The sequence below is a fragment of the Streptomyces sp. YIM 121038 genome (genome assembly GCF_006088715.1).
Classification (GTDB): domain Bacteria; phylum Actinomycetota; class Actinomycetes; order Streptomycetales; family Streptomycetaceae; genus Streptomyces.
In genome coordinates, this window is the sequence record NZ_CP030771.1 from 4615469 (window position 1) to 4632640 (window position 17172).

General features: G+C 71.3%; 15 protein-coding genes. 10 read left to right on the top strand and 5 right to left on the bottom strand.

Features of this window, described 5'->3' with window-relative positions; all coding sequences use genetic code 11:
• Nucleotides 1-5: 5 nt before the first annotated feature.
• Nucleotides 6-1655, top strand: a complete 1650-nt coding sequence (abc-f, locus tag C9F11_RS19380) for a ribosomal protection-like ABC-F family protein (protein WP_138960482.1) — start codon at nt 6-8, stop codon at nt 1653-1655.
• Here abc-f and C9F11_RS19385 read toward each other — a convergent pair.
• Nucleotides 1652-2869 carry a DUF2993 domain-containing protein gene (locus C9F11_RS19385; RefSeq protein WP_249401792.1) on the bottom strand — a complete coding sequence of 406 codons (1218 nt, stop codon included), beginning with the start codon at nt 2867-2869 and terminating at the stop codon, nt 1652-1654. The genes abc-f and C9F11_RS19385 overlap by 4 nt on opposite strands.
• Nucleotides 2870-2967: 98 nt before the next feature.
• Entirely contained in the window at nt 2968-4815 is a 1848-nt protein-coding gene (locus C9F11_RS19390) for a bifunctional metallophosphatase/5'-nucleotidase (RefSeq protein ID WP_138960484.1), read from the bottom strand.
• A gap of 157 nt (nt 4816-4972) precedes the next feature.
• Here C9F11_RS19390 and mshD point away from each other — a divergent pair, with 157 nt between their 5' ends.
• The 8 genes from mshD to pstB all read left to right on the top strand — a co-directional run bounded on the left by mshD (nt 4973) and on the right by pstB (nt 14546).
• On the top strand, nt 4973-5962 hold the full coding sequence (gene mshD, locus C9F11_RS19395) for a mycothiol synthase (RefSeq protein ID WP_138960485.1): 990 nt from the start codon (nt 4973-4975) through the stop codon (nt 5960-5962).
• A gap of 286 nt (nt 5963-6248) precedes the next feature.
• Entirely contained in the window at nt 6249-8522 is a 2274-nt protein-coding gene (locus C9F11_RS19400) for an RNA degradosome polyphosphate kinase (RefSeq protein ID WP_138960486.1), read from the top strand.
• Nucleotide 8523: 1 nt separating this feature from the next.
• The gene (locus C9F11_RS19405; protein ID WP_138966712.1) at nt 8524-9618 is read left to right on the top strand and encodes a CHAD domain-containing protein; all 1095 of its coding nucleotides are present in this window, start codon (nt 8524-8526) and stop codon (nt 9616-9618) included.
• 30 nt (nt 9619-9648) lie between these two features.
• Nucleotides 9649-10074, top strand: a complete 426-nt coding sequence (locus C9F11_RS19410; RefSeq protein WP_138966714.1) for an NUDIX hydrolase — start codon at nt 9649-9651, stop codon at nt 10072-10074.
• Nucleotides 10075-10413: 339 nt separating this feature from the next.
• The gene (pstS, locus tag C9F11_RS19415; protein ID WP_171075789.1) at nt 10414-11535 is read left to right on the top strand and encodes a phosphate ABC transporter substrate-binding protein PstS; all 1122 of its coding nucleotides are present in this window, start codon (nt 10414-10416) and stop codon (nt 11533-11535) included.
• A gap of 105 nt (nt 11536-11640) precedes the next feature.
• On the top strand, nt 11641-12666 hold the full coding sequence (pstC, locus tag C9F11_RS19420) for a phosphate ABC transporter permease subunit PstC (RefSeq protein WP_138960487.1): 1026 nt from the start codon (nt 11641-11643) through the stop codon (nt 12664-12666).
• Entirely contained in the window at nt 12663-13718 is a 1056-nt protein-coding gene (pstA, locus tag C9F11_RS19425; RefSeq protein ID WP_138960488.1) for a phosphate ABC transporter permease PstA, read from the top strand. Before pstC ends, pstA begins: the two co-directional genes overlap by 4 nt.
• A 51-nt stretch (nt 13719-13769) precedes the next feature.
• Complete coding sequence (pstB, locus tag C9F11_RS19430; RefSeq protein ID WP_138960489.1) at nt 13770-14546, top strand: phosphate ABC transporter ATP-binding protein PstB; 777 nt, start codon at nt 13770-13772, stop codon at nt 14544-14546.
• A 107-nt stretch (nt 14547-14653) separates the two neighbouring features.
• Here the strand turns inward: pstB and C9F11_RS19435 are convergent, their stop codons facing one another.
• Both C9F11_RS19435 and C9F11_RS19440 read right to left on the bottom strand, forming a co-directional pair.
• Complete coding sequence (locus tag C9F11_RS19435; protein ID WP_138960490.1) at nt 14654-15652, bottom strand: inorganic phosphate transporter; 999 nt, start codon at nt 15650-15652, stop codon at nt 14654-14656.
• An 8-nt stretch (nt 15653-15660) separates the two neighbouring features.
• Complete coding sequence (locus C9F11_RS19440; RefSeq protein WP_016644813.1) at nt 15661-16281, bottom strand: DUF47 family protein; 621 nt, start codon at nt 16279-16281, stop codon at nt 15661-15663.
• Between the two features lie 167 nt (nt 16282-16448).
• Here C9F11_RS19440 and C9F11_RS19445 point away from each other — a divergent pair, with 167 nt between their 5' ends.
• Nucleotides 16449-16817, top strand: a complete 369-nt coding sequence (locus tag C9F11_RS19445; protein ID WP_138960491.1) for a metal-sensitive transcriptional regulator — start codon at nt 16449-16451, stop codon at nt 16815-16817.
• 124 nt (nt 16818-16941) lie between these two features.
• Here C9F11_RS19445 and C9F11_RS19450 read toward each other — a convergent pair whose 3' ends face one another.
• Nucleotides 16942-17139, bottom strand: coding sequence for a hypothetical protein (locus C9F11_RS19450; RefSeq protein WP_249401793.1), 198 nt, complete (start codon nt 17137-17139; stop codon nt 16942-16944).
• Nucleotides 17140-17172 lie beyond the last annotated feature (33 nt).

A 17172-nucleotide genomic window follows, 5' to 3' on the forward strand; every position in this document is an offset into this window, starting at 1 on the left:
CTCATTTGTTCCGTGCACCCGCAGGACCCGCCGCCCGCACCGCCGCCTCGCAGCTCACGCTCACCGACGTCACCAAGCGCCATGCGGACCACGTGGTGCTCGACCGCGTCTCCTTCAGCGTCCGGCCGGGCGAGAAGGCCGGGGTCATCGGGGACAACGGCTCCGGCAAGTCCACCCTCCTCCGGCTGCTCGCCGGAGTCGAACGGCCGGACAACGGCACGGTGACCGTTCTCGCGCCGGGCGGCGTCGGTCACCTCGCGCAGACCCTCGACCTGCCGGGCTCGGCCCGCGTCGGCGACGCCGTCGACCTCGCCCTGGCCGAACTGCGCTCCCTGGAGCGGCGCATCGAGGCCGCCGGGGCCCGGCTCGACGAGCGCGCACCGTCCTCGTACGAGGAGTACGCAGCGCTCGTCGAGGAGTTCGAGGCCCGCGGCGGCCACGGCGCGGACCGGCGCGTCGACGTCACCCTGCGGCACCTGGGCGAGCACACCGCCCTGGACCGCGCGCGGCGGCTCGGCACGCTCTCCGGCGGGCAGCGCTCCCGTCTCGCCCTGGCCGCCACGCTCGCCGCGGCACCCGAGCTGCTGCTGCTCGACGAGCCCACCAACGACCTCGACGACGAGGCCGTCGCCTGGCTGGAGGAGCGGCTGCGCGCCCACCGGGGCACGCTCGTCGCCGTCACCCACGACCGGACGTTCCTCGACCGCGTCACCGACACCATCCTGGAGGTCGACCATGAGACACGTTCCGTACGCCGCTACGGCAACGGCTACGCGGGCCATCTGACCGCCAAGGCCGCCGAACGGGCCCGGCAGGAGCGGGAGTACGAGGAGTGGCGCGCGGAGGTGGCCCGCCAGTCGCGCCTCGCCGACTCCCACATCGGGCGGCTCGACGCGATCCCGCGCAAGGCACCGGCGGCGTTCAGCGGCGCGGGGGCCTTCCGCGCCCGGTCGCGGGCGCACGGCGCGATGAGCCGCATCCGCGACGCGCGCGAACGCCTCGCGCGGCTCGCCGCGCACCCCGCGCCCCGCCCGGCCGAGCCCCTGCGGTTCACGGCGGCCATCGCCGGGGCCGCGGACCGCGCCGTCGAGCTCGCCGACGTACGCGTGCCGGGGCGGCTCGCGCTCGGCTCCCTGCACGTCCCCGCGGGCGGGCGCCTGCTGGTCACCGGGCCCAACGGCGCGGGCAAGTCCACGCTCCTGCGCGTGCTCGCGGGCGACCTCGAGCCCGAGCCGGGCGCCACGGTGCGCAGGCCCGCGCGGGCCGGGCTGCTGCGACAGGTCGAGGAGCCGCTGGCCCGGCTCGGCGAGACCCGCTCGGTGCTCGACGCGTTCGGCGCCGGCCGCGCCGACGAACTGCTCGCGCTCGGCCTCTTCCGGGAGCGGGACCTGGCCCAGCCCGTGCGCGACCTGTCCACCGGGCAGCGGCGGCGGCTCGAACTGGCCCGCCTGGTCAGCGAGCCGTACGACCTGCTGCTGCTCGACGAGCCGACGAACCACCTGGCCCCGGCCCTGGTGGAGGAGCTGGAGGCGGCGCTCGCGGCGTACCCGGGCACGGTGGTCGTGGTCAGCCACGACCGCAAGCTCCGGGCGGCCTTCCCGGGGCCCGCGCTCACCCTGGGCCGAGCCACCGCCCAGCCCTCGCACCAGGGCTAACCGAAGCCGATGCCGTAGCCCTCCACCTCCGCCCTGATCCCGTCCCGGCGCACCGTCACGTCGCGCAGCCCCACCGCCCCCTGCCCCGGCAGCTCCGGCAGCTGGAAGGCGAGCGACAGACGGTCGACGAGGACGGGCCGGGTGAGGCCGTCGAGGCCCTTGAGGAGGGCGGGGTCGAGGCCGAGGCGCCGGAGCAGCTCGGGGTGCTCCATGGCCACGTCCAGGAGGTTCAGGCGCATCACGTCGTCGACGAACCGCGGCGACCCGGTCAGGTCGTTCAGCTTGGCGTCGCTGCGCAGCGCCTCGCGCACCACCGCGTCGGGAAGCCCGAGGCGGTGGGCGATCGTGGGCACCGCGAGGAGCGCCTTGGCCCGGCCCGACTCGTCGGCCACCCGGGCCGCGGACTTCCGGCTCAGATGCAGCCCCTCGGAGGGCCGCGCCCCGGGCCGGTACGTCGCCAGGTCGCCGATGTCGAGCCGCATCCGGTCGATGTCCGTGGCCACGCCGCGCACCCCGACGCGCTCGATGTGGGCGTCGGCGCGCACCTTCACGTCGTGCCCGGCGACGGGCAGGGTGCCGCGCGCGAGGACCTGGTCGCGGCCGTGCCCGGTGAACGTGACCTGCGAGGCGCCGAGTTCACGGTTCATGTCGTCGAAGGAGAGCAGCACCTCGCCGTGCATCTTGTCGATGACGGCACCGGTGAGGGAGGTGGGCCCGTCGCCCTTGAGGGTCACGTCCGTCGCGGTCGCGGAGACCTTCGCGAGCGAGACGCGGTCGGCGGCGACGTCGGGGACGGTGACCTCGACCTGGTCGAGGCGCTGGTCGAGGACCTGGGTGAGGAAGGGGAAGCCCTCGATGTCGACCTCGGGCGCCGCGCTGAGGTTGAGCTGGTCCTTCAGCTTGTCCGCGGCCTCGTGTTCGGCGTACAGCAGCGCCCAGCGGTCGGCGAGGACGAGGAAGGCGGCGCCGACGGCGAGCGCGACGAGGGTCTTGGCGAGGAACGGAAGCCCGGCGAACCGGTTGCGACGGCGACGGCTGCCGCGCCGGTGGTTGGGGGGCGACCAGGGCTCGTCCTCGGCGGGTCCGCCGTCCTCCGCGAGGAAGTCGTCCAGCGGATGCGGCGCGAGCTCGGCCAGCTCGTCGTACGGATTCGGCCGGGACGCGGCCTCGGATATGGGGGGTTGGGGGGAATTGCTATCGGTTGTTGTGACCATGCGGTGGGGGGAACGCATCGCTCGATCTCACCATACGTTCACACCCCACCCCAAGCTTTGCTCCGGAGAGCTACTTCACAGCCGCTATCGCGCGGGCGCTACTTCACGACCGTGATCCGGTCCGCCTTCGGCGGCGCGATCGGCTTGGCCGCCGAGGAGTTCGCGGCGAAGTAGTCGTTGAGCGCCTTCAGGTCGTCCGCGCCGACCAGCGGCTTCGTGCCCTTGCCCAGCTCGGCGAAGCCGTCGCCGCCGCCCGCGAGGAAGGAGTTCAGGGCGACGCGGTAGGTGGCGCTCGCGTCCAGCGGCGCGCCGTTCAGTTTCACCGAGCCGGTGACGATCCGGTCCGCGCCCGTCTTCGTCATGTCCAGCGTGTACGTGAGCCCCTCGGAGATCTGGAGGATCTTCGGGGAGGCCTCGTTCGGGCCGCTGACCTGCTGGCGCAGGGCGGTCAGGAGCTGCGCGCCGGTGAGGTCGACGAGGTTCACGGTGTTGGCGAAGGGCTGCACGGTGAACGCCTCGCCGTACGTCACGACGCCGTCGCCCTCACTGCCGCTCGCCTTGTGGACGAGGTCGGAGCGGATGCCGCCCGGGTTCATCAGGGCCACGGCGGCCTTCGGGTCCAGGGACCTGGCGTGCGCGAGCTGCGCGTCGGCGATGAGGTCGCCGAGCGGCGACTCGGGCGTACCGGCGCCGCGGCCGGGGATGTCGCCGGAGATGTAGCCCACGGGCCTGTTGGCGATGGGCGCGGCCAGCTCGTTCCAGCGGTCGATCAGGCGCGTCATGTCGGCGGCCTTGGGCTGCGTGCGGCTGACCACGTGGTTGGCGGACTTCACGCCGGTGCGCACGATGTCCTTGGTCTTGCGGTCGTACGTCAGCGTGGTGTCGGTGTAGAGCTTGCCGTACGAGGACGCCGACGTGACCATGCGCGGCTTGCCCGCCGGGTCGGGGATGGTGCAGACGTACGCCTGGTGCGTGTGGCCGGTGACGAACGCGTCGACCTTGGGCGAGGCGTTCTTGGCGATCGCGGCGATCGGGCCTGAGATGCCGTCGCCCGGGCCCGGCGAGTCGCAGTCGTAGTTGTAGGCCTGGCTGGCCGGGGAGCCGCCCTCGTGGATGAGCGTGACGATCGACTTCACGCCCTGCTTGTCGAGGACCTTCGCGTACTTGTTGATCGTCTCGACCTCGTCGTGGAACTTCAGGCCCTTGATGCCGTCGGCCGAGACGATGTCGGGGGTGCCCTCCAGGGTCAGACCGATGAAGCCGATCTTCACGCCCTTGTGCTTCCACACGAAGTAGGGCTTGAGGAGGGACTTGCCGGTCTTCTCCTTCGTCACGTTCGCCGTGAGGTAGGGGAAGTCGGCGCCCTTGAACTTCTTGGCCCTGCCGCGCTCGTCCTTCTCGTAGCAGCCGTCCTTGGGGTGACAGCCGCCGTTCTGGATGCGGGCCAGTTCCTCGGCGCCCTCGTCGAACTCGTGGTTGCCGACGCTGGAGACGTCGAGGTCCATCTTGTTCAGGGCCTCGACGCTGGGCTCGTCGTGGAAGAGCCCGGAGAGCAGCGGGCTCGCGCCTATGAGGTCACCGGCCGCCGCGGTGATCGAGTACGGGTGGCCCTCGCGGGCCGTGCGCAGGGAGGTCGCCAGATACTCGGCGCCGCCCGCGTCGATCTTCTTCTCCGTGCCGTCCGGCTGCTTCTCGGTGACCTGGCCCGAGGAGCCGGCGGGCGCCTGGAGGTTGCCGTGGAAGTCGTTGAAGGAGAGCAGCTGCACATCGACCGTGCGCTTCGGGCCGTGGTGACCCGCGGCCGCCATCCGGTCCTGACCCTGCTCCTGGCCCGCGGCGGCGGGCAGCGCGGCGGCGAGCGCGCCGACGGTGGCGAGGCCCGCCGTGAGGGCGAGCACCCGGGCGGTTCTGCGCCGTTGCCTGCGTGGCTGGGATGTGGCTGACACGTGTTCCCCTGGGGTGGTGTGGACGACTGGGGCCGTGCGGAAGCCTATGGTCAACGCGCGTAGCGCAACAGAGTCCCGGTGGTTACAGCCTGATAGCCATTCACCGTCGCCCAGGCGCTGTCGTGCCGCCGCTGCCCTTCGACTTACCCTCGGACCCATGACAGACGAGACGCCCGCCAGGACCCCCGCCACCCTCCGCCAGATCGACGCGTACGACGTGCTCACGGACGATCAGGCCGCCGCCGTGCTCGCGCTCCTCGCGGACGCCGCGCGCACCGACGGGCAGCAGGCCGTGTCCGAGCAGGGGCGGCTGCAGCTGCGCGGGGGTGCCCGGGAGGGCGTGCGGCACCTGCTCCTGACGGTCGACGGCGAACTCGTGGGCTACGCACAGCTGGAGGACACCGACCCGGTGGAGGCCCCGGCCGCCGAGCTCGTGGTGCACCCGGCGCGGCGCGGCCACGGGCACGGGCGGGCGCTGGGCACCGCGCTGCTCGCGGAGTCCGGCAGGCGGCTGCGGGTGTGGGCGCACGGCGGGCACTCCGCGGCCCGGCACCTCGCGCAGGTGCTCGGCCTGACCCTGTTCCGCGAGCTGCGCCAGATGCGGCGCTCCCTCGACGGCCTGGACCTCGCCGAGCCGACGCTGCCCGAGGGCGTGCGCGTGCGGACCTTCGTCCCCGGTACGGACGACGCGGCGTGGCTCGCGGTGAACGCGGAGGCCTTCGCGCACCACCCGGAGCAGGGCTCCCTGACGCAGCGGGACCTCGACGACCGCAAGGCGGAGCCGTGGTTCGACCCGGCCGGGTTCTTCCTCGCCGAGCGCGTCACGGACGCCGGTGCCGGTGCGGACGCCGGGGCCCATGCCGGTGCGGACGCCGGTGCCGGTGCCGAACTGATCGGCTTCCACTGGACGAAGACCCACGCGGCGGAGCGGCTCGGCGAGGTCTACGTCCTCGGGGTGCGGCCGGGCGCCCAGGGCGGCGGCCTCGGCAAGGCCCTCACCACCATCGGCCTGCGCCACCTGGCCGTCGCGGGCCTGCCCACGGCGATGCTCTACGTGGACGCCGACAACAAGGCGGCGGTGAACGTCTACGAGCGCCTCGGCTTCAGCACCCACGAGACGGACCTGATGTACCGCACGGAGTCGTAGCCCCGGCCGCGCGCAACACCGCGGCGGTCGGCGTCACTTGGCGGCCCCTGCGGCGGCGGACGCCCTGACCGCGGGCGCCGTGTGGACGCCTGGGAGTCCCCATGCGCACTCCCAGGCGTCATGTCGGCGTAACCAATGATTCAGACAGGCTTGCGACGCTCAGGCAATGCAGCCCCCCACCGCGCCCGAACCGGCGCAGGACCGCGCGCGCCACAACGGCCGGGTCCGTCCCGCGCCCGCGCTCTCCGGCGCGCCCACCGGGGGTGTCGCGCGGAAGAATAAGACCATGAGCGAGCCCACCGCGCAGACCGAAGTCACGAGCCCCGACGCCGACGGCGTCCGGCACGCCCAGCCCTCCGTCGGCGCCCTCGCCGCGCACCGGCCGCACACGGTCGCGGCCGCCGTCTCCGACCTCGATCCGGACCTCGACGCCGACCTGGACGCGTACGACGAGGACGCCCAGGCGGGCCACGGCGGCGCCGCCCTGCCGCAGGGCCGCTTCCTGGACCGGGAGCGCAGCTGGCTCGCCTTCAACGAACGCGTCCTGGAGCTCGCCGAGGACCCCACCACGCCGCTCCTGGAGCGGGCGAACTTCCTGGCGATCTTCGCCTCGAACCTGGACGAGTTCTTCATGGTGCGGGTCGCGGGCCTCAAGCGCCGCATCGCGACCGGCGTCGCCACCCGTTCGGCCTCCGGCCTCCAGCCCCGCGAGGTCCTGGAGCTGATCTGGAACCGCTCCCGCGAGCTCATGGCCCGGCACGCCGCCTGCTACCAGGAAGAGGTCGCCCCCGCCCTCGCCGACGAGGGCATCCACGTGGTGCGCTGGCACGAGCTCACCGACAAGGAGCAGTCCCGGCTCTACACGCTGTTCATGCAGCGCATCTTCCCGGTGCTCACCCCCCTGGCCGTGGACCCCGCGCACCCCTTCCCGTACATCTCGGGCCTGTCCCTGAACCTCGCCGTGGTCATCGAGAACCCGGTCAGCGGCCACGAGCACTTCGCCCGCGTCAAGGTCCCGCCGCTCCTGTCCCGCTTCCTGGAGGCCTCCCCGCAGCGGTACGTCCCCATCGAGGACGTCATCGCCGCGCCCAAGCACCTCCAGGAGCTGTTCCCGGGGATGAACATCCGGGAGCACCACATGTTCCGGCTCACCCGGAACGAGGACCTGGAGGTGGAGGAGGACGACGCGGAGAACCTGCTCCAGGCCCTGGAGAAGGAGCTCATGCGGCGCCGCTTCGGGCCGCCGGTGCGCCTGGAGGTGGAGGAGTCCATCGACAAGGACGTCCTCGACCTGCTCGTGCGCGAGCTGAAGATCAGCGAGGCCGAGGTGTATCCGCTGCCGGGCCCGCTCGACCTCACCGGCCTGTTCGCCATCGCGGGCCTGGACCGGCCCGAGCTGAAGTACCCCAAGTTCGTCGCGGGCACCCACCGGGACCTCGCCGAGGTCGAGTCGGCGTCCGCGCCCGACATCTTCGCCGCGCTGCGCGGCGGCCACGACGTGCTCCTGCACCACCCCTACGACTCGTTCTCCACGTCCGTGCAGGCCTTCCTGGAACAGGCCGCCGCCGACGAGAACGTGCTCGCCATCAAGCAGACCCTGTACCGCACCTCCGGCGACTCGCCGATAGTGGACGCGCTCATCGACGCCGCCGAGTCCGGCAAGCAGGTCCTCGTCCTGGTCGAGATCAAGGCCCGCTTCGACGAGCAGGCCAACATCAAGTGGGCCCGCAAGCTGGAGGAGGCGGGCTGCCACGTCGTCTACGGCCTGGTCGGCCTGAAGACCCACTGCAAGCTGTCGCTCGTCGTCCGCCAGGAGGGCGACCAGCTGGTGCGCTACTCGCACGTGGGCACCGGCAACTACCACCCCAAGACCGCCCGTCTGTACGAGGACCTGGGCCTGCTCACGGCCAACCAGGAAGTCGGCGCGGACCTCTCGGACCTGTTCAACCGGCTCTCGGGCTACTCGCGCCGCGAGACCTACCGCCGCCTTCTCGTGGCCCCGCGCTCGCTGCGCGACGGCCTGATCACCCGCATCAACCGCGAGGTCCAGCACCACCGCGCGGGCCGCCCCGCCTACGTCCGCATCAAGGTCAACTCGATCGTCGACGAGGCCGTCATCGACGCGCTGTACCGCGCCTCGCAGGCGGGCGTCACCGTCGACGTGTGGGTGCGCGGCATCTGTGCGGTGCGGCCGGGCGTCGCGGGGCTTTCCGAGAACATACGCGTGCGCTCCGTGCTCGGCCGCTTCCTGGAGCACTCCCGGGTCTTCGCCTTCGGCAACGGCGGCGAACCGGAGGTGTGGTTCGGCAGCGCCGACATGATGCACCGCAATCTCGACCGCCGCATCGAGGCGATGGTGAGGGTCATGGCCCCGGCCCACCGGGCCACCCTCAACCGGCTGCTCGAAACCGGCATGTCGGACACCACGGCCTCGTGGCACCTGGGGGCGGACGGCAACTGGACGCGGCACGCCACGGATCCGGAAGGCCAGCCCCTGCGGAACGTACAGGAGATGCTCATAGACGCCCGGAGGCGCCGGCGTGGCACAGCAACACCATGAGATGACGGCGGGCGAGGCCCTGTCGGTCTACCTGCAGGACCAGGCGACCGAGTTCCTCCGCTCGCTGCGGCTGCACCGCGAGTCCTCCACGGACGCACAGGGGGCCGAGGAGTCGCTCGCCGCGGCCCGCTCGCTCCGGGGCGCCGCGCGCCGCGTCGGCGCCACGCTGCACACGTTCCGGCCCCTCCTGGACCAGGAGTGGACGGAAGCGCTCCGGCCGGAGCTGGCCTGGCTCTCGGGCACGCTGGCGCGCGAGCACGCCTACGCGGCCCGCCTGGACCGGCTCCTGGGCGCGCTCCACCGCCTGTCGACCCCGGCCCCGGCCGTGCCCGCCGCCCCGGCCGCGGGCACCCGCCCGGCCGGACGAGCGGGGGATCCCCCGTTCCAGCGGAGCCGAGAGCTCGGGGACGGGTGGGCCCAGCCCCCGGCGCCCCGCACCGGCGAGGCGCGGGCCAGACAGGGCACCAGGAAGCCCGCGGGCCAGCTGGCCGTGGGCGCCGCCAAGGCCGCCGCCCTCCTGGAGCGGCAGCTGACCCTGGCCCGCACCCGGGCCCACTCCGCCGCGCTCCAGGCCTTCGGCTCGTCCCGCTTCCACGCCGTCGCCGACAGCGTCGCCGTCATGGCCAGCGACGTGCCCCTGCGCCCGGCCCCGGACACGGATCTGAAGCCCCTGGCCGCCCTGGCCGAGGGCCACCTCATGGAGGCGGTGGCCGCGCTGCCGCTGCTGCGCGCGGGCCACCCGTACAACGCCGAGGCCCTCGTCCACGGCCTGGCCGCGGACACGGCCCCGGAGGCCCAGGACGCCCCCTGGCTGAAGGTCCGCTCCCTGCTGCGACTGCACCGCTACGCCCAGGAGGTCCTCCTCGGCGACGCCCCGCCGGACGCCCGGCTCACCGCGGCGGGCGCGGCCCTGAACCGCCACCGCGAGGCGGCCGAGGCCGCCGCCGCGGCGGCCTCGGCGGCGCGCACCCCCCGCATCGCCCCGGCCACGGCGTACGCGCTCGGCGTCCTGCACGCCGACCAGCGCCACGAGGTGGAGGCGGCGAGGTTCGCGTTCCAGCAGGCGTGGCTGCGGGAGGCGGTCACGGCACCGTGACGACCTGAGGGAGGGCGCCCCGTGACAGCACTGCCGACGCCGGAGCCGATCAGGGCGGCGGGCTGCGTCCTGTGGCGCCGCCGCACCGTCCCGGAGGGCCTGGAGATCTGCCTGGTCCACCGGCCCAAGTACGACGACTGGTCCCATCCGAAGGGCAAGCTCAAGCCCGGCGAGACCCCGCTCGCCTGCGCCCTGCGCGAGGTCGAGGAGGAGACGGGCCACCGCTGCGTGCCCGGCCCGCCGCTGCCCTCGGCCCACTACACCGTGGGCGGCCGCCCCAAGTGCGTCGACTACTGGTCCGCCGAGGCCGCTGACGGCCATTTCCGGCCCGGCCGCGAGGTCGACCGCATCCGCTGGCTGGTGCCGCACGAGGCCCGCGCCCGCCTCACCCAGCTCCGCGACCGCGAGCTCCTCGACGCCTTCCTGGCGGCCCCGTACACCCCCGGGGCGCCCTGACCCCGCAGCCACCTGCGGCTCCGTCCTCAGCAGGGGCACGCACTACCCCGCGTGCGCCGACACATGCGCGCCTGGCAAATCTTTCACGCGCCTGTCGATGTAATCAGCCCGTGACCTCACCACAAAGTCCGCGTAGGTTCACCGCTCGTTCACTTACGCCCATCGGCGGCTTCACCTGTTCTGCCTAATTTCGGCCTTACGCGAAGCGCGGCGAGATCGCCAGACCGCCTCCGCTCCGCGCGCTCGAACCACCGGCCACCATGGCCACCCGAACCACTTCGCACGCCGCCACGACAGGCCAGCCACACGGCCGGCGGCTCCCGGAAGGAACTCCCGAAAGTGAAGCTTCAGCGCATGAACCGGCGGGCCCTCACCCTCGGTGCTCTCGCCGTCTCCGGCGCCCTGGCCCTCACGGCGTGCGGCTCGGACGACGACGGCAGCAGCAACGGCGGCAAGAAGACCACCGCCAACAGCAACATCGACTGCGAGGGCGCCAAGGGCCAGCTCATGGCCTCCGGCTCGTCCGCGCAGAAGGGCGCGATCGACGCCTGGGTCAAGCAGTACCGCGCGGCCTGCAAGGACGTGCAGCTGCAGTACAAGCCCGACGGCTCCGGCGCCGGCATCACCTCCTTCCTCCAGGGCCAGACCGCCTTCGCGGGCTCCGACTCGGCCCTGAAGCCCGAGGAGATCGCCAAGTCGAAGAAGGTCTGCAAGGACAGCCAGGCCATCGACCTGCCGCTGGTCGGCGGCCCGATCGCGATCGGCTACAACGTCCCGGGCGTCGACAGCCTGACCCTGGACGCCAAGACCGTCGCCGACATCTTCAACGACAAGATCAAGACCTGGGACGACGCGGCGATCAAGAAGCTCAACCCGGACGCCAAGCTCCCCGGCACCAAGATCCAGGCCTTCCACCGCTCCGACGAGTCCGGCACCACGGACAACTTCACCAAGTACCTGAAGGGCGCCGCGCCCTCCGCCTGGCCGCACGAGCCCGCGAAGATCTGGGCGGCCAAGGGCGGCCAGTCCGCGAGCGGCTCCTCCGGCGTCGCCCAGCAGGTGAAGCAGACCGAGGGCGCCATCTCCTACATGGAGCTGTCGTACGCCAAGGAAGGCATCAAGACCGTCGACATCAAGACGGACGCCAAGGAGCCGGTCAAGGCCACCGTCGACAACGCCTCCAAGGCCATCTCCGAGGCCAAGGTCGTCGGCAAGGGCAAGGACCTGGCCATGGAGCTGAACTACAAGCCCACGGCCGAGGGCGCGTACCCGATCATCCTGGTCACGTACGAGATCGTCTGCGAGAAGAACAACAACAAGGACACCCTCGCCACCACGAAGTCCTTCCTGAACTACATCGCCAGCGAGGACGGCCAGTCCGTGCTCAAGGACGAGTCCTACGCGCCGATGCCGACCGAGATCATCACCAAGGTCCGCGAGACCGTCAAGGGCCTGAGCTGAACCTGCGCGCGGCCCGCCTGACCGGCGGGCCGCGCCGTCCGGTGCACCGCCGCCTGGAGCCGACCGCGCCCGCCGCACGGCCGGCTCCGCAGACCGGAGAACCCCATGGACATACCCACCGACACGCCTCCCCCGCCCTCGCACGTCGAGGACACCAAGCCGACGACCACCGAGCAGAAGCGCGCCGCACGCGGCGCCACCCGCCCCGGTGACCGGATCTTCCTCGCCCTCTCGCGGGGCTCCGGCATCGCGCTGCTGCTGATCATGGCCGCCGTCGCGGCCTTCCTCGCCTACCGCGCGTCCATCGCGCTCGCGGACAACGAGGGCAACTTCCTCACCACCTTCGAGTGGGACCCCGCGGGCTCCCTGCACGACGGCAAGCCCTACTTCGGCATCGCCGTCCTGGTCTTCGGCACCATCGTGAGCTCGATCATCGCGCTCGTCATCGCCGTGCCCGTGGCCATCGGCATCGCGCTGTTCATCTCGCACTACGCGCCGCGCAGGCTGGCCGCCCCCATCGCCTTCGTGATCGACCTGCTGGCCGCCGTGCCCTCGATCGTGTACGGCCTGTGGGGCGCCCTCGTGGTCGCCCCGAACCTCACCGGCCTCTACAGCTGGCTCGACGACTACTTCGGCTGGACCGGCATCTTCGAGTACGAGGGCGGCGCCCCGCGCTCCCTCATGACCGTCGGCATCCTGCTCGCGATCATGATCCTGCCGATCATCACCAACGTGAGCCGCGAGGTCTTCCTCCAGGTCCCGAAGATGCACGAGGAGGCCGCCCTGGCCCTCGGCGCCACGCGCTGGGAGGTCATCCGCATGTCGGTGCTCCCCTTCGGCCGCTCCGGCATCATCTCCGCCTCGATGCTGGGCCTCGGCCGCGCGCTCGGCGAGACGATCGCCGTGGCCACCGTGCTCTCCCCGACCTTCGTGATCCAGGCGTCCGTACTCGACTACGGCGGCGGCACGTTCGCGCAGAACATCGCCAGCAAGTTCAGCGAGGCCAGCGAGTACGGCCGCGACGCCCTCATCGCCTCCGGTCTCGTCCTCTTCGTCATCACTCTCCTTGTCAACGGCGCGGCCCGGCTGATCATCGCCCGCCGCAAGGAGTACTCGGGGGCCAACGCATGAGCACCACGACCGTCACGCCCGCCCCCGCCGGCCTGAAGTCCGCGCGCCTGCCCCGCTGGACGCCCTACGTCGTCGCGGCCGGCTCGCTCGCCGTGGCGAGCGCCGTCGGCCTCGCGGCGGACCTGAGCTCCCGCGTCCAGTGGGGCCTGATCGCGGCGCTGCTGTTCGTCGGCGTCTCCTACGCCCTCGCGGCCCGTGTGGAAGGCGCCCGCCAGGCCAAGGACCGCCTCGCCACCTCGGTGGTGTGGGTCATGTTCCTGCTGGCCGTCGTGCCGCTGGCCTCGCTCATCTACGAGACCGTCCAGCGCGGCACCGAGGTCTTCAACGGCTACTTCCTGACCCACTCGATGGGCGTCGTCGCCGACGACGAGCCCGGCGGCGGCATCTACCACGCCCTCATCGGCACCCTGGAGCAGGTCGGGCTCGCCTGCCTGATCGCCGTGCCGATCGGTCTGCTCACCGCGATCTACCTCGTCGAGTACGGGCGGGGCAAGCTCGCCAAGGCCGTCACCTTCTTCGTCGACGTGATGACGGGCATCCCGTCCATCGTCGCGGGTCTGTTCGTCCTCAGCTTCTGGATCCTGATCCTGGGCTTCGACTTCTCCGGCTGGGCCGGCGCCATGGCGCTGTCGATCCTGATGATGCCGGTGGTCGTGCGCTCCACCGAGGAGATGCTGAAGCTCGTCCCGAACGAGCTGCGCGAGGCGTCGCTCGCCCTCGGCGTACCGAAGTGGCGCACCATCCTGAAGGTGGTCCTGCCGACCGCGATCGGCGGCATCACGACCGGCGTCATGCTGGCGGTGGCCCGCATCGCGGGCGAGACCGCCCCCGTGCTGCTGCTCGTGTGGACGAACCCCTTCATCAACACGAACCCGTTCGACGGCCCCCAGGGCTCGCTGCCGCTGTACATCTACCAGCAGTACGCGTCCGGCACCAACGCCGGTTACGACCGTGCCTGGGCGGCGGCCCTCGCCCTGATCGCCTTCATCATGATCCTCAATCTCGTGGCCCGCGGCATCGCCCGCTGGAAGGCCCCGAAGACCGGTCGCTGACGCGGCCACAAGCGACCACCCGCAGTGCCCCTCTCGAAAGCAGTGATCCCCATGGCCAAGCGAATCGACGTCTCGGGCCTCAACGCCTTCTACGGCTCGCACAAGGCGATCGAAGACATCTCCATGACCGTCGAGCCCCGCTCGGTGACGGCCTTCATCGGCCCCTCCGGCTGCGGCAAGTCCACGTTCCTGCGCACCCTGAACCGCATGCACGAGGTCACGCCCGGCGGCCGCGTGGAGGGCAAGGTCCTCCTGGACGGCGACGACCTGTACGGCTCGGGCGTCGACCCCGTGAACGTCCGCCGCACCATCGGCATGGTCTTCCAGCGCCCGAACCCGTTCCCCACGATGTCGATCTACGACAACGTGGCGGCGGGCCTGAAGCTCAACGGCTCGTACAAGAAGTCCGAGCTGAACGACGTCGTCGAGAAGTCCCTCAAGGGCGCCAACCTCTGGAACGAGGTCAAGGACCGCCTGAACAAGCCCGGCTCCGGCCTCTCCGGCGGCCAGCAGCAGCGCCTGTGCATCGCCCGCGCGATCGCGGTGGAGCCGCAGGTCCTGCTCATGGACGAGCCCTGCTCGGCCCTCGACCCGATCTCCACCCTCGCCATCGAGGACCTGATCGGCGAGCTGAAGGAACGCTTCACGATCGTCATCGTGACGCACAACATGCAGCAGGCGGCCCGCGTCTCGGACCGCACGGCGTTCTTCAACCTCGCGGCGGTCGGCCAGCCCGGCAAGCTCGTCGAGATCGACGACACCGAGCGGATCTTCTCCAACCCGTCCGTCCAGGCCACCGAGGACTACATCTCCGGCCGCTTCGGCTAGGCCGCCCCGACTCCCCGCGGTGCTGCATGGCGGTGCCACCGCGGGGAACGCAAAAGGGCCCGCCCCTGGCTCCCGGGGGCGGGCCCGCGTGCATACGGCTGCTGGAGTTACAGGAACGCCAGATTCACGATCCAGAAGCTGACCGCGGCGACGATCGCGGCGGCGGGCATCGTGATGAACCAGCCGAGGATGATGTTCTTGGCGACGCCCCAGCGCACGGCGTTGACACGCTTCGTGGCACCCACACCCATGATCGCCGAGGTGATCACATGCGTCGTGGAGATCGGCGCGTGGAACATGAACGCGGTGGTGAACATGATCCCCGCGCCCGTGGTCTCCGCGGCGAACCCCTGCGGCGGGTCCAGCTCGATGATCTTCCGCCCGAGCGTCCGCATGATCCGCCAGCCACCGGCGTACGTGCCGAGCGACAGCATCACCGCGCAGGAGATCTTCACCCAGACCGGAATCGGGTCGCCCGGGTTCTCGACGTCGGCGATGACGAGCGCCATCACCACGATGCCCATGGTCTTCTGCGCGTCCTGCAGGCCGTGCCCGAGCGCCATGCCGGCGGCCGACACGGTCTGGGCGATCCGGAAGCCCCGCTTGGCCTTGTGCGGATTGGCCTTGCGGAACATCCACATGATCGCGCACATGACGAGGTAGCCCGCCACGAGACCGACGATCGGCGACAGGAACATCGGGATGACGATCTTCTCGACGACGCCGGACCAGATGACCCCGATGCCCCCGGCGAGCGCGGCACCCACGAGACCGCCGAAGAGCGCGTGCGAGGAGGACGAGGGGAGACCGAAGTACCAGGTGACGAGGTTCCACACGATCGCGCCGACCAGACCGGCGAAGAGGATCCACATCCCCTTGGTGCCGTGCGGCGTCTCGATCAGCCCCTCGCTGACCGTCTTGGCGATCCCGCTGCCCAGGAAGGCTCCGGCCAGGTTCATCACCGCGGCCATGGCGAGCGCCGCGCGAGGTGTCAGGGCACGGGTGGAGACGGAGGTGGCGATGGCGTTCGCGGAGTCGTGAAAGCCGTTCGTATACGTGAAGCCGAGCGCGACACCGATGGTCACGATCAGAGCGAAGGTGTCCATGAAGGTACTCAGGACTCCTTGACCGCGATGGTCTCCACGGTGTTCGCCACGTGCTCGAACGCGTCGGCGGCCTCTTCGAGGACGTCCACGATCTGCTTGAGCTTCAGCACCTCGATGGCGTCGTACTTGCCGTTGAAGAGGTGGGCGAGCAGCTTGCGGTGGATCTGGTCGGCCTGGTTCTCCAGGCGGTTGACCTCGATCCAGTATTCGGTGAGGTTGTCCATGGTGCGCAGGTGCGGCATGGCCTCGGCCGTCAGCTCGGCGGCCCGGGCGAGGACCTCGATCTGCTGCTCGACGCCCTTGGGGAGCTCCTCGACCTGGTACAGGACGACCAGGTCGACGGCCTCCTCCATGAAGTCCATGATGTCGTCGAGCGAGGACGCGAGGGAGTAGATGTCCTCGCGGTCGAACGGCGTGATGAACGAGGAGTTCAGCTGGTGGAAGATCGCATGCGTCGCGTCGTCCCCCGCGTGTTCCGCGGCCCGCATACGCTCTGCGATCTCGGCTCGGGCCGAGGCGTCGGCCCCGAGCAGTTCCATCAGGAGCTTCGAGCCCGTGACGATGTTGTCCGCGGATGCGGCGAACATGTCGTAGAAGCTCGTCTCCCTGGGGGTCAGACGAAATCGCACGTGGGGTCCTCGGGGTGCTTTGGATGCGGTCAGGCTGATGCTAGGCGCATCATCTGGCCACGGCTAACCGGCCATACCCCAGTGTCGCCCATCAGGCACAGTGATCAGCACACCACCCGAGAAATCAAGTACCCTATACCCAGTAGGGGTATGCACAGGAGGACGCGATGACGACCACAGAGGCGGCCGCGGCGGCCACGACCACCGACGCGCCCTCCGGCTCCGCGCAGACGGCGGACCACGCGGGGCACCAGACGCACGGGTACCACAAGCAGAAGGACGAGCACCTCAAGCGGCTGCGCCGCATCGAGGGGCAGATCCGCGGCCTGCAGCGCATGGTCGAGGAGGACGTCTACTGCATCGACATACTCACCCAGGTCTCGGCCGGCACGAAGGCCCTCCAGTCCTTCGCCCTGCAGCTGCTCGAGGAGCACCTGCGGCACTGCGTCGCGGACGCGGCCGTCAAGGGCGGCGACGAGATCGACGCGAAGGTCGAGGAGGCCACGAAGGCCATCGCCCGCATGCTCCGCACCTGACGCCGTCCGGCGCGCCGAACGGGGGCCCCGGCCCGCGTCGGGCCCGGCCCGCGGAGCCGGGCCGGGCCGGAGGAGCCCCCGTCGCCGCGGCGGCGGGGAAGCCCCCGCGCGAGCGGGCGGGGAGCTACGTCCCCCGGGCCGGGGACGGCCCGTCGTCCTGCTGGGCGTCGGAGACTCGAAGCACCTCGTCGATCCGGTCCGCACTGAGCCGCTCACCATGTGCGGCGGACGCCGCGATGATCAGTTCGCCGCACAGCTCGATCTCGGCGAGGGCAACGTGGTCCTGAACCGCCGTGCCGCGCACCAGAGCCACGTTCACCACCTCTTCCTGACCACGGTTGTGCCGGTACCGGCT

What these genes read in the sequence shown, in the direction of transcription:
- pstB (WP_138960489.1), top strand. Translation starts at nt 13,770, where the DNA reads ATGGCCAAGCGAATCGACGTCTCGGGCCTCAACGCCTTCTACGGCTCG.
- C9F11_RS19435 (WP_138960490.1), bottom strand. Translation starts at nt 15,652, where the DNA reads ATGGACACCTTCGCTCTGATCGTGACCATCGGTGTCGCGCTCGGCTTC.
- C9F11_RS19405 (WP_138966712.1), top strand. Translation starts at nt 8,524, where the DNA reads ATGACGGCGGGCGAGGCCCTGTCGGTCTACCTGCAGGACCAGGCGACC.
- C9F11_RS19445 (WP_138960491.1), top strand. Translation starts at nt 16,449, where the DNA reads ATGACGACCACAGAGGCGGCCGCGGCGGCCACGACCACCGACGCGCCC.
- pstC (WP_138960487.1), top strand. Translation starts at nt 11,641, where the DNA reads ATGGACATACCCACCGACACGCCTCCCCCGCCCTCGCACGTCGAGGAC.
- C9F11_RS19400 (WP_138960486.1), top strand. Translation starts at nt 6,249, where the DNA reads ATGAGCGAGCCCACCGCGCAGACCGAAGTCACGAGCCCCGACGCCGAC.
- C9F11_RS19385 (WP_249401792.1), bottom strand. Translation starts at nt 2,869, where the DNA reads ATGGTCACAACAACCGATAGCAATTCCCCCCAACCCCCCATATCCGAG.
- mshD (WP_138960485.1), top strand. Translation starts at nt 4,973, where the DNA reads ATGACAGACGAGACGCCCGCCAGGACCCCCGCCACCCTCCGCCAGATC.
- pstA (WP_138960488.1), top strand. Translation starts at nt 12,663, where the DNA reads ATGAGCACCACGACCGTCACGCCCGCCCCCGCCGGCCTGAAGTCCGCG.